Source organism: Nocardia sp. CDC159, assembly GCF_023740735.1.
Classification (GTDB): domain Bacteria; phylum Actinomycetota; class Actinomycetes; order Mycobacteriales; family Mycobacteriaceae; genus Nocardia; species Nocardia pulmonis.
Map to the genome: position 1 here is coordinate 49,247 of NZ_JAMRXH010000023.1, position 11,595 is coordinate 60,841.

9 protein-coding genes are annotated in these 11,595 nt (G+C 64.5%); 5 read left to right on the forward strand and 4 right to left on the reverse strand.

What is annotated here, in order from left to right:
• Positions 1 to 487: 487 nt before the first annotated feature.
• Together NDR87_RS33660 and NDR87_RS33665 are read left to right on the forward strand one after the other, a co-directional pair.
• On the forward strand, positions 488 to 1,909 hold the full coding sequence (locus tag NDR87_RS33660; protein ID WP_286014352.1) for a cytochrome P450: 1,422 nt from the start codon (positions 488 to 490) through the stop codon (positions 1,907 to 1,909).
• A gap of 26 nt (positions 1,910 to 1,935) precedes the next feature.
• Positions 1,936 to 3,282, forward strand: coding sequence for a cytochrome P450 (locus NDR87_RS33665; RefSeq protein WP_251917956.1), 1,347 nt, complete (start codon positions 1,936 to 1,938; stop codon positions 3,280 to 3,282).
• On the opposite strand, the gene NDR87_RS33670 is transcribed toward NDR87_RS33665, so the two are convergent.
• From NDR87_RS33670 to mvaD, 4 genes are read right to left on the reverse strand one after another with little or no spacing between them, the layout of a single operon-like run.
• On the reverse strand, positions 3,230 to 4,339 hold the full coding sequence (locus tag NDR87_RS33670) for a hydroxymethylglutaryl-CoA reductase (protein ID WP_251917957.1): 1,110 nt from the start codon (positions 4,337 to 4,339) through the stop codon (positions 3,230 to 3,232). The genes NDR87_RS33665 and NDR87_RS33670 overlap by 53 nt on opposite strands.
• Before the next feature lie 9 nt (positions 4,340 to 4,348).
• A complete protein-coding gene (gene fni, locus NDR87_RS33675; protein WP_251917958.1) occupies positions 4,349 to 5,446 on the reverse strand; it encodes a type 2 isopentenyl-diphosphate Delta-isomerase in 1,098 nt (365 codons plus the stop codon).
• Positions 5,443 to 6,537: a phosphomevalonate kinase gene (locus NDR87_RS33680; protein WP_251917959.1), complete on the reverse strand. Its 1,095-nt coding sequence runs from the start codon at positions 6,535 to 6,537 to the stop codon at positions 5,443 to 5,445. Before NDR87_RS33680 ends, fni begins: the two co-directional genes overlap by 4 nt.
• Positions 6,534 to 7,556, reverse strand: a complete 1,023-nt coding sequence (gene mvaD / locus NDR87_RS33685) for a diphosphomevalonate decarboxylase (RefSeq protein ID WP_251917960.1) — start codon at positions 7,554 to 7,556, stop codon at positions 6,534 to 6,536. The genes NDR87_RS33680 and mvaD overlap by 4 nt, the downstream gene beginning before the upstream one ends.
• Before the next feature lie 365 nt (positions 7,557 to 7,921).
• Between mvaD and NDR87_RS33690 the strand changes: the two genes are divergently transcribed.
• Genes NDR87_RS33690 through NDR87_RS33700 form a run of 3 tightly spaced genes read left to right on the forward strand, consistent with a single transcriptional unit; the run spans position 7,922 to position 11,578 of the window.
• Entirely contained in the window at positions 7,922 to 8,836 is a 915-nt protein-coding gene (locus tag NDR87_RS33690) for a polyprenyl synthetase family protein (protein WP_251917961.1), read from the forward strand.
• Positions 8,837 to 8,880: 44 nt separating this feature from the next.
• Positions 8,881 to 10,308, forward strand: coding sequence for a family 2B encapsulin nanocompartment shell protein (locus NDR87_RS33695; RefSeq protein ID WP_251917962.1), 1,428 nt, complete (start codon positions 8,881 to 8,883; stop codon positions 10,306 to 10,308).
• A gap of 19 nt (positions 10,309 to 10,327) precedes the next feature.
• Positions 10,328 to 11,578, forward strand: a complete 1,251-nt coding sequence (locus tag NDR87_RS33700) for a terpene synthase family protein (RefSeq protein WP_251941288.1) — start codon at positions 10,328 to 10,330, stop codon at positions 11,576 to 11,578.
• Positions 11,579 to 11,595 lie beyond the last annotated feature (17 nt).

Sequence of the window (11,595 nt, forward strand, 5' to 3'; positions counted from 1 at the left end):
GCGAAAGTTCCTGCCCGTGGACGTTTCCAGCGGCATCGGAGGATTGGGAGGCAAGGGAGGCATCGCTACGGTTCGATTCGACACGCATGGACAAGCAGGTGCGCCGCCTTCAGGGGTTGTGTCAGCCTTGCCTTTGAGCGTTGAGTTCCGACCGATAGCGATCCGGCGCAGTCAAGCCTACTGCGCCGATCCTCGACACCCTACATTTGGCGATCAACTGCGACAACGAGTTTCACTATCGGATCCCGCTGTCCGCTGACAGCCGCCGCCAGGGCGGTATACGCACGGCGTACCAGCGGTGTCGGATTTCGGCCCCGTTTCCCGCCCCGGCGATCCCAGGCAGCCACAACACCGAGGCCCAAATTTCTTTGGCATCCGCCACTGATGCAGGGGCTTCACTGGACCTTGGATGGCGTGATCCTCACACCTGAACCACAACTCCGTCAAGAATTTTCGTCAGACGATAAGACCTTCGAAAGACGATCCCATGAAAGCACGTTCCACGCGTATTCAATGGCATCACCGTAGTTCTCCAAGCCGCAACCATGCCTCGCGGGCTACCGTGGACGCGATCCCGACTGCGCCAGGCGAACTTCCGGTGATCGGACATATGACTCAGCTTCGGCGTCTTGGTCCGTTCCTGGCGTCCCTACCAGCGCACGGTGGCCTGGTGAACATACACATCGGCCCGGTGAAAGCAGTGGTGATATGCGATCCGGATGCCACCGGTCAACTACTGCGCGACGATCGGACGTTCGACAAAGGGGGACCGCTTTACGATCAAGGCCGTGAGCTTATCGGAAACGGCCTGGGGCTGTGTCCGCACGACAAGCACCGCCGCCTTCGGCGCCTGGCTCAGCCCACGTTCCACCGAAAGCGTTTGCCCGGCTACGCCGAGGTCAAGATGGCGACTGTCGAGTCCATAATCGGCAACTGGCGGCATCAGCAGATCATCGACATCTCCGCAGAGATGCGGACGATGGTGTCCAAGGGGCTGTTCGCAGCCATATTTCCCTCCAGCATAGCCCCCGAAACCCAAAGCCAGATTCTCGCCGATCTCGACACAGTATTGAGTGGGGTCTTTCGGCGAATGGTGCTGCCGCGAGCACTCAATCGACTGCGGGTCATCGACAACCGGCACGAGACACTGGCCAACACTCGTCTGCACGAAACCATCGACACCATTATCAACCATCGCCGCACCGAGGGTATCGATGACGGTGATCTGCTGTCAGCCCTGCTGAATGCCCGCGACCTTCAAAGCGCTGAACAACAGCTCTCCGATAGTCAGATCGCAGATACGATCATGGCCTTCTTCATAGGCGGCGTCGACACCACCGCCGCGACTCTGTCGTGGGCACTGCATATGCTTGCGCAACACCCCGACATCGAACGGCAGGTGCAGGCCGAGGTCGATACCGTCCTTTCCGGACGGCGGGCCACCTTCGAGGACCTGTCTCGTCTCGAAGTGACCGCCAGGGTCATCAAGGAGACGCTACGCCTGTGGCCGCCGGTTTGGTTGCTGACGCGAGTCGCCACGGCCGACGCACAGCTCGGTGGCTATGTCATCCCTGCTGGAACCAACGTCATCTACAGTCCTTATGTCCTCCATCACCGTTCTGATTTGTACGAGAACCCGGATCGGTTCGATCCGAACCGGTGGACGCTCGAATCGGCTGCGTCCCACAACGGTTTCATCCCCTTCGGCGCGGGTGGCCGAAAATGCATCGGCGATTCCCTGGCGATGACCGATGCTGTGCTCACCTTGGCGACGATCACTGCACGGTGGCGGTTGACACAGAGCCCCCATCACCGGGTCCGGCCGAAATTGGGCACCTTCACCCTTCCGCAGGGCCTGCACATGCGCCTCATCGACCGGAGTTCCGATCCCGGACCATCAACCGAGTAGGACTTTCACAACGTTCAGGAAGGGCCATGTCCACCATGACCTCGATACCCTATGCCCGGGGGCGGTTGCCCGTCGTGGGGCATCTCGCGGCTTTTGCCCGCGCCCCGTTGGGATTCCTGTCGTCGATCCCCGAACAGGGCAACCTCGTGCGGATCAAGCTGGGGTCGCTCGACGCTGTCGTTGTCTGCGATGCCAACCTCACCCGGAAGTTGCTGCTCGACGATCGGGTATTCGACAAGGGCGGGCAGATTTTCGATCGTGCCTACGACGCGCTCAGAGATGGTTTGGCCACCTGTCCGCATGCGGTGCACCGGCGCCTGAGGCCGTTGATCCAGCCGACTTTCAATCCGGCCAGGATTCCGGCTTACTCCGCCACGATGTCGGAGAAGATCGCCGCGGTAACCGAATCTTGGCGTGACGGCGAGGTTCTCGATGTCACCGCGGAGATGCTGAAGCTCGCGTCCAGCACGGCAGCAGCGGTCTTCTTCGGCGGTAGTGAGTTGGATGCGACGGATCGCGATCAGGTGATGGCCGACATGGCAACGCTGTTCAACGGCGTCTTTCGCGTCGCCATGATGCCGCCGTCACTGTACCGTTTGCCGATTCCTGGCAATAACGCTCATCGGGACGCGGTGATGCGATCGCGTCGGGTCCTCGCTGAAATAATCGCGCGTCACCGCACCAGCGCTTCGGGGCCGGACAGTCTCCTGTCTGCCCTGCTCACCGCGCGGAGCGACGACGGTCGTCGACTGTCCGATGCCGAGATCTCCGATCAGGTCATCTCGTTCTTCATGGCCGGAACCGACACTACGGCAACAACTCTGGCCTGGGCGTTGTACTTCGTCGATCGCAACCCAGCGGTCGCGCAGCGGCTACGCGAGGAGGTCGACAATGTGCTCGGCGGGCGCGTCGCGCGCTTCGAGGATTTATCCGACCTGCAGGTGACGAAGCAAATAATCACCGAAACCCTGCGGATGCGTTCCCCAGTCTGGATGCTCACCCGGAAGGTGAGCGAGGACACCGAATTGGGCGGATATCGGCTGCCCGCGGGAACGGTGGTCTTGTACTCCAACTACGTTCTACATCACCGGCGCGATCTTCTTCCCGATCCGGACCGGTTCGACCCCGATCGTTGGGATCCCTACAACCCCGACCGTCCCCCTCGGGACGCGATCATCCCCTTCGGTTTCGGGCCCCGCAAATGCATCGGCGACAAATTCGCGATGACCGAGACCACCCTCGCCCTCGCCACGATCGTCAACCGATGGCAACTGAGTACGCTTTCGGACCGAGAGGTCAAGCCGGTGGTTTCGTCGGTCATCATGCATCCACGCCGGCTGCGGATGCGGGCGCGGACCCGCGCCGCGTCTTAGCGCTTCCCGCGGTTCGCTCGAGGCGCAGATGGGCTCGCATCAGTTCGCCGGGGTTGGTCTGAGCTGCCAGCAGGGATAGTTCTCCACAGAGGACCGTGGCGGCCGCCAGCACGGCCAGGCGGCGGGCGTTGTCCCCCGGATCGCGCGGCGTGCGGCAGCCGAGCCGGGTGAGGTTCTGCTCGACGAACGGGAGTCGCTTGCCGTTACCCACCGTTCCGACGATGAGATTGGGGATGGTGCAGGAGAAGTAGAGGTCGCCGTCGCGATCTTCGGCGCGAGTGATGCCCTGCGAACCCTCGACGATGTTGGCGGCGTCCTGTCCCGTGGCGAGGTAGAACGCGAGCAGCATGTTCGCGTAATGCGCGTTCGCCGAACGGATACCGCCGGCGAGCAACGTGCCGATGAGATTCTTGCGGGTATTGAGGGTGGCGATGCGGGCGGCAGTACTACGCAGGCGTTGCTCGACCAGGCATCGGGGAATGAGAAGTTCGGTGACGACGTTCTTGCCTCGACCCAGTATCCCGTTGACGGCGGTGGCCTTCTTGTCGGTGCAGAAGTTGGCTGATATCGACCCGTAGCGCAGTTCCGGTCGGCTACGCAGGATGTGGTCGACGAGCACATCCGCGGCGAGGGTCGTCATATTGTGGCCGGAGGCGTCGCCGGTGGTGAATTCGAGGCGCAGATACAGCAGGTTGCCGACGATCTGGTGATGCAGACCGATGAGGCGCGCGTGGCGGCTGCTTTCGGCCACCACCGTTTGCAGTCGCGGCAGCTGGTCCCTCAGTTGGGTGGCCGCGGCGTATGCGGTTGCGGCGTCGTCTGCTTCGAGCAGGATCGAGCGCGTCATGCGATCGTCGACCACGGTTGCGATGATGCCGCGCTCGGTGTTCATGGTGATACGCGCCCCGCGAGCGACCGAGGCCCACAGCGGTGATTCGTATGTGGCCAGTGGAACTTCGGTCACGGTGGTGCCGATATCGTCGCTGACTCTAAGGGGGCCTACCCATTTCATCGGGATCGCGGCGGACGTCGACTGGTGTGTGATGGGATGAGACATCGCAGCCTTTCACTGGTGGGAGTTCGCGGGGAGGGCCGCGGAGCGGTCCGTCCGCGCCGCATAGGCGCCGACGTCGATGCCGCGAAGTCGGCAGAAGTCCGCCAGCTCACCGGTGATCACGAGATCACAACCGGTCATGGCGGCCGGGTCGGGCGCACCGAGAATCGTCATGATCTGCCGGAGCTGCTCGAGCCATCTCTCGATCCGGTCGATGAGCGCGGCCACGCCGCACTCGACCAGGGCGTGCAGGAAGCACCCGGCCACGCCCGCCGCCCGGCCGCCGAGGGCCAGAACGCGCGCGACGTCCAGAGGGCTGCGGATACCGCCCGAACCGAGCAACTCGATGCCCTCGATCGGAGCCGCGTCCAACAGGCAGGCCGCCGTGGACTGGCCCCACCACGTGAGATAGGAGTAGTCCACGTCGGCGCTTTCGCGACGACGGTTCTCGATACGAGCGAAATTCGTTCCGCCGCAACCGGACACATCGACCACCGCCACCCCACAGTCACGCAACTGCCGCACCGTACGACGGCTGAGCCCGAAACCGACTTCCTTGACGACAACCGGGACGGGAACGCTGGCAGCGATATCTTCGATGCTGCGAGGCCAGTGCGAGAACTCGCGATCCCCCTCCGGCATGACAATCTCTTGCACCGCGTTGAGATGGATCTGCAACGCATCGGCGCAGAGGAGATCGACCGCTCGGCACGCCTGTTCGGGTGAGGCATTGGCATTGACATTCGCGAACACGATGCCGTCCGGATTCTCGCGGCGCAGCACTCGGAAGGTGTCGGCCACCCGAGGGTTCTTCAAAAAGGCGCTCATCGACCCGGAAGCGATCGGCACTCCGGTTTCGCGCGCCGCGACCGCCAGGTCGCGATTTATTCGGCCGGTCCAATCGCTGCCCCCGGTCATTGCGTTGATGAAGACCGGTGCGCTCCAGGTCATCCCGGCAATCTCGGTGGCCAGCGAGACGTCATGGACGTCGATCCCGGCGAGGGCATGGTGCATGAAGGAGATCGAGTCGAAGTCGTTGTACCGTACTCCTTCTCGATGTTGTTCTGCCGCATACCGAACGTGATCGTCCTTTCGGTCGGCGATGCTCATTCCGTCTCCTCGACTGGTTGTACTACTCGCAAGGGAAGCGGCCGGATCCCTGCCTCGGCCCAGCGTTCGTACACTTCGGCGACACGATGGGCGGCCTCGATCGGCAGAATGGCGATGCCACAGTCGCCGCCGCCCGCTCCCGAGGGTTTGCTCGCGGCCCCGACGGCTTCGGCGCTCGTGCAGAGGGCGACGAGGCCGGGGGTCATGATTCCCGCCCCCGTGGCGGCATCGAGCTCGGCGAGCAGGCCACGGGCGCACCGTATTTCGTCCTGTACCCAGGACGGATCGTCGGCTTCAAGCGCGCAGACAAGGGCTTCGACACAGCGCGTGCTTTCGGTCAGGAACCGACTATGAGCCTGCGTGCTGGTCCGCTGCTGTGCTGCGATCAGTCCGGTCGTCGATGCGGGCTGTCCGGTCCATCCCACCAGCAGCCGCAGCTTGGTGGGCGGTCGTAACGGCTGCACCTCGAAGCCGGGCCATTCGCGATGCAGTGCGCTGTCCACGCCATGCTCGCGGACCAACTCGTGCACCCGGTACCGGTCCGGCGCGCGGTAGGCGAGCCATCCGCCCCACACCCCGGCCGCGAGGTCTGCCCCCGAGGTCTGCGGGCTGACGGTCGCCGTCGCGAGCAGTGCGAGGCGATAGCGCAGTGACGCGCTGGGCTCGAGCCGGTAGAACCGGATCAGGGCCGATACGGTCGCGACCGTGACCGCGGCGCTCGACCCGAGCCCGAGTTTGTGCCCATCGCGGTCGGTCAGATCGCTGGTGATCGTGAGTCGCAGCGGACTCGGCCGCAGCCCGCGCTCGGTGATCAGCGTCTCGACGACGGACAGGGCGGCGGATACGAATCGAAATTCCGCCAGCACGCGTTCGGGACATTCCTCGGCGACCAAGCGTCCGCCCTCTCGGTGCAGACGCAGGGTTATGCCGCCCAGCGCATCGGAACGCAGCGTGGTCCAGGTCTCGCCCGCCCGGCTCAGCCGGACGGTCACATACCGATCGACGGCCATGACCACCGCGGGACGACCTGGTTCCAGCACGGCGTATTCGCCTGCGAGGAAAAGCTTTCCGGGAGCGCGTGCGACGATCATCGCGGATCTCCCGCGAGGAGGGTGGCGGGAGGACCCGGCGCTGCCACGTGTGTGGTGACGTCGTCGCCGAGTTCGCCCAATGCGGCCGCCACCTCGTCGGCGTCGGCGCGTCCGCACAGCGCAACGACATTCGGTCCGGCGTCGACGGTGGCGTGCACGGCGACGCCGCACTCGCGCAACCACACGATGCGGTCCAACACGGCCAGCGATCGTGCCAAGAGATATCGGACGGCCGGTCGTGCCGCGAGCATGGTGGCGTGCATGCCGAGAGCGTTGTGTTCGGCGATCCGGCCGACCAGACCGAGGTCTCCCGCCGCGATCGCGGCGCGTATCCGGGCCAGATCGTCGGTACAGGACTCGACCCACGCCCGATACAGCGGGGAGGTCGCAGCGGTGTGGCGCATGGCGATTCGACTGGGCACCGGCTTGGGCCGGTGATCGACGAGGGCGATCACCATCGCCGCGTCGAGGGAAGTGGCATCGATCTGCTCGGCATAGGAGCTGTCGTTGCCCGCACACCCGGTACCGCGGCCAGCATGCCATTCGACGAATCCGCCGTACACGGATCGGCACGCGGAGCCCGAGCCGCGGCGCGCCAGTCGCGAAAGGTCCCGGCGGTCGAGCGCCAGCCCGTACGCGTGCGCGGCGGCCATCGCCAACGCGGCGAATCCGCTTGCGGAGGACGCCAATCCGGCTCCGGTGGGCACCGTGTTCACGGTGTCCACCATGGCCCGCGCATTGCTGTCGGCGAGTGTTCGTACCAGATCCAGGAATTCGCTGACCCGGTTTGCCGCGGCCCGGGGCGCCGACCGACCGTCCACGCTGACGATATCGGCGGCGATCGAGGGGTCCACTCGGACTGTGGTGGTCGTGGGAAAGATATCGAGGGTCATCGACAAGCTGCCGTTCACCGGCAGGATCCATGACTCGTCCCGCTTTCCCCAGTACTTGACCAAGGCGATATTCGGGTGGGCCACGGCAGTGGCCCACCCGGTCTCTCGCACTCTGGCACCGATCATGAGTACTGCCTCGATGTGTTCGGGAATGAAGCACTTCTTTCCGTTTCAGTCAACAATGTGAGCACGATGACAACTGCAATAAAAGTTGGTGTTGAAAAGTATCGTTCGGCTCGTTGCACCCCAATTCTTTTGGGGTACAGCGGCTCTCGGTCACGACAGAATGGGTGCCAGCGAGCGAGTCCGCGACTTCGGAACTCGAACCGATAGCGACGCGTAGCTGAGGAGCGCACATGTCGATCGACGGTACGATATCGCCACTGGACAGACAGAAGGCTGACGTTCAACGCCTCCTTTTGCGGGCACGGGCGAATTGCGAACCGATACTCCGAAATTCACTCGGCAGACTGCCGGAACCATTGCGACTGATGGCTTCGTATCACTTCGGTTATTGCGATCGCCACGGCACACCGGCGTCGGGCACCACCGGCAAGATGTTCCGGGCGGCACTGACCCTGGCCACCGCGTCGGCCTTCGGAGCAGCGCCCGCCGCCGTGCGCTACGCGGCGGCCGTCGAACTGATCCACAACTTCACCCTGATCCACGACGACATCCTCGACGGCGACGTGGAACGGCGCGGACGACCGACCGTCTGGGCGATCTGGGGTAAGCCGCCCGCCCTGCTGCTCGGCGACGCCCTGCACGCCCTCGCCATCGAAATCCTCACGGACACACGCGGGCCCGAGGGTCGGTGCGACGAGGCCGTTCGCCGAATCGAGCAAGCGGTCGTCGACATGTGTCGCGGCCAGTACGAAGACTGCGATTTCACCGAGCGTAGGCCGGTGACCGTCGACGCTTATCTCGAGATGGCAGCCGGAAAGACGGGCGCCCTGACGGGGTGCGCGTGTGCGCTGGGCGCCCTGGCGGCGGGCGCCGACGTGCGCGTTGTCGACGCGCTCGAGTCGTTCGGACGCCGGGTGGGCGTGGCCTTCCAGCTCATCGACGACATCATCGGCATCTGGGGGGATCCCGCCGAGACCGGGAAAACGGCCAGCGATATCGCCGAGCGTCGCATGACCATGCCCATCGTCGCGGCCATCGCCTCGGGCACCGATGCGGGCCGCGAACTGGCAGCGCTGTACAAGCCAGCGTCACAACGCGATTCGGGCCGACACGGAATCCCGCACATCGCCGACCTCATCGCATCCGCCGGCGGACGCGAGCGGACGCGTCGCCGAGCGGAGCTGTGGACGAACTCCGCCATCGTCGAATTGCCCTGCGGGGGAACGCCGTTCAACGAACTCGTCGAGTTGGCCCGCGCAGCGCTGCGTCGGGATCGATAGCGACTCCGACCCGTACCCATCCAAACAACGAAAGAGGTGGACACGTGACATCCTACGACGAAATCGCCGCTCCCCCGGAGACTTCCACGAACGGCCTGCGACAGCGCAGCCTGAGCACGGCGGCGGCGCGGAACCTGTCGACCACGACCAAGACCCCGCCACTGATGGCCGGTGTGACCTCACGATGGTTGCTCAGGAAGCTGGCATGGGTCGACGTGCGAGGTGGCGCGTACCGGGTCAATCGGCGGCGGACCATACGCAGGCGCGGCGGACGGATCGCCTTCTCGATGAACGGCGACGGACAGTTCCAGATCGTCCCGGAGTCGCTGGGAGAGTTGGCGATATTGCGCGGTTACTCGAACGCCGAGGTACTGGCCGAGCTCGCCCGACAGTTCACGCCGAGAACGTTCGAGGCCGGCGAGGTGGTCGTGGAGGAAGGTCAGCCGATCCAAGAGGGGATCGTCGTGGTGCACGGCCGCCTCGAGCGCATGGCCATGGGTCAGTACGGGGAACAGGCCGTTCTCGGCGTGCTCATCGCCGGTGATCACCTCGGGGACGAGGGACTGATGCGGACCGACCCGCTGTGGACCGCCACGGTGAAGGCGGCGACCTCCGGAACGTTGATGACCATCCCCTGGTCGACGTTCACCGACGTGATCGAGCGCAACGCCGATCTGCGCGCTCATCTCACCGCCTACCTGGAGAACGACTCGGTGCGCGTGAATTCGAAGGGTGAGGCCGAAATCGCGCTGTCGGCCGGGCACCACGGCGAGGAACGCATCTCCACCACCTTCGTGGACTACGAGCCCGACCCCCAGGAGCACGAGCTGTCACTCACGCAGACCATCCTGCGCGTGCACACCCGAGTGGCGGATCTCTACAACGACCCGATGGATCAGATCGAACAGCAGCTGCGGCTGGTCGTCGAGGAGATCCGCGAGGGACAGGAGCGGGAACTGATCAATCACCCCAGCTTCGGGCTCCTGCATGCCACCGACTACGACCAGCGGATCTCGACGTATTCCGGCCCACCGACACCGGACGACCTCGACGACCTGCTGGCCATGCGCCGACGCACCGATTTCATCCTGGGACACCCACGCGCGATCGCGGCCTTCGGCCGCGAATGCAGCCGCCGCGGCCTGGTACCCGAGGTGAGCACCATCGACGGGCACCGAATCCCCTCCTGGCGGGGCGTGCCGATCTACCCGTGCCCCAAGATCCCGGTCACCGCGACACAGACCTCCTCGCTGATTGCCATCCGCACCGGGGAGCACGATCAGGGTGTCGTCGGGCTGTACAAGACCGGCCTCCCGGACGAGTACGAGCCCGGCCTCAACGTGCGATTCATGGGGATCAATCAGCGCGCGTTGATCGAGTACCTCATCACGGCCTACTACTCGATCGCGGTTCTGGTCCCGGACGCGGTCGGAATCCTCGAGGACGTCAACGTCGCAGCCCCACGCATGTGACACGAGTACGGAGGAAGCCTTGACCACATCAACCGTATGGGATGCAGCGGCCCGCCGGATTCCGTCCGGGCCGACCGGCCTGGGAACGTCCGCGGCTCAGTTCGTTCACGAGCTTCTCGCCCGCCCTGCCAGTAGTGGCGAAGTGGTCGATACCGCACAGGATGCGGCTCGCCGCGCTCCTGTCGACGCGCCCCGGGAATCGCTGGAAATTCCGCCCATCTGGTGCCCGCTACCGGTCCAACCGCGCGACGGCGGGATCGTCTTCCAGCATCGCTCGGAGGACTTCTTCCGGCGGATGGGGTTCGACGGGACCACCGTGCGATCCACACCGGATATGTGCACCGGGGAGCTGGCACGCATGTGGGCGCCACACGGCGATACCGAAGGGGTCCAACTACTGAGCGACTGGCTCATGTGGGCGTTGCTGTTCGACGATTACTACTGCGACGACGGCCCGATCGCGCGGGATCCGACGGCATTCAACCATCTCGCCGCCAATCTCATGGATTTCGTCATGAATCCCCGACGAGCAGCTCTCGGCCTCGAGGATTTCGACGCGTTCGCCGCGAGTCTCACGGACATCCTGGCGCGAGTTCGCCGACGGGCGAGCTCGGAACACGTACTGCAGTGCGCACTTTCGCACTACAGTTGGATGCTCGGCGCCGCGTGCGGTGTATCCGATCGGTCCGGGCGCTACATGCGCAGCGTCGACGAGCATCTGATCGCGCGGCCTCCGGATGGGGGGTCGCTGCCCGCGTTCTACCTCACCGAGGCCGCCGAAGGGACCTGCCTCGACGCCGACACCCGAGATCGACCCGATGTGCAGGCGTTCACGGCCGCGGCCGGAGCCTTGCTAACGGTGCCAACGGATGTCGCCTCGTTTGCGAGGGAACGTGATCAGCGCAGCCTGGAGTCGAACCTCGTCGAGATCATCGCTGTGCAAAACAAATGCTCACGGCAGGAGGCCGTCTATCTTTCCTGCGCCCTTTTGGAGGAGGTGATGGAGTTGTTCGTCACCTTGAAGGGTGTGCTGTCGAGAGGTGCTACGCCTGCACTCCACCGTTACCTCGAACAGTTGTCGAACATCGTCTCCGGGACCATCGAGTGGCAGAGGCGACTTCCCCGCTACGCCAAGAGTATAGATGCTGCGCCACATCGGGTTTCACCCGGACGGCTTTCCGATGCGCCGATTCACGAGGTGTCGGAACGGCGGCTGTTCTCCCGCGTCGAGCCACCCCCCGCCATCCGCTGGTGGTGGGAATTCATCTGACGCCCCGAGGCAAATCA

Coding starts and splice junctions, on each gene's coding strand:
- NDR87_RS33690 (WP_251917961.1), top strand. CDS start 7,922: ATGGCTTCGTATCACTTCGGTTATTGCGATCGCCACGGCACACCGGCG.
- NDR87_RS33670 (WP_251917957.1), bottom strand. CDS start 4,339: ATGTCTCATCCCATCACACACCAGTCGACGTCCGCCGCGATCCCGATG.
- NDR87_RS33680 (WP_251917959.1), bottom strand. CDS start 6,537: ATGATCGTCGCACGCGCTCCCGGAAAGCTTTTCCTCGCAGGCGAATAC.
- NDR87_RS33660 (WP_286014352.1), top strand. CDS start 488: ATGAAAGCACGTTCCACGCGTATTCAATGGCATCACCGTAGTTCTCCA.
- fni (WP_251917958.1), bottom strand. CDS start 5,446: ATGAGCATCGCCGACCGAAAGGACGATCACGTTCGGTATGCGGCAGAA.
- mvaD (WP_251917960.1), bottom strand. CDS start 7,556: ATGATCGGTGCCAGAGTGCGAGAGACCGGGTGGGCCACTGCCGTGGCC.
- NDR87_RS33665 (WP_251917956.1), top strand. CDS start 1,936: ATGTCCACCATGACCTCGATACCCTATGCCCGGGGGCGGTTGCCCGTC.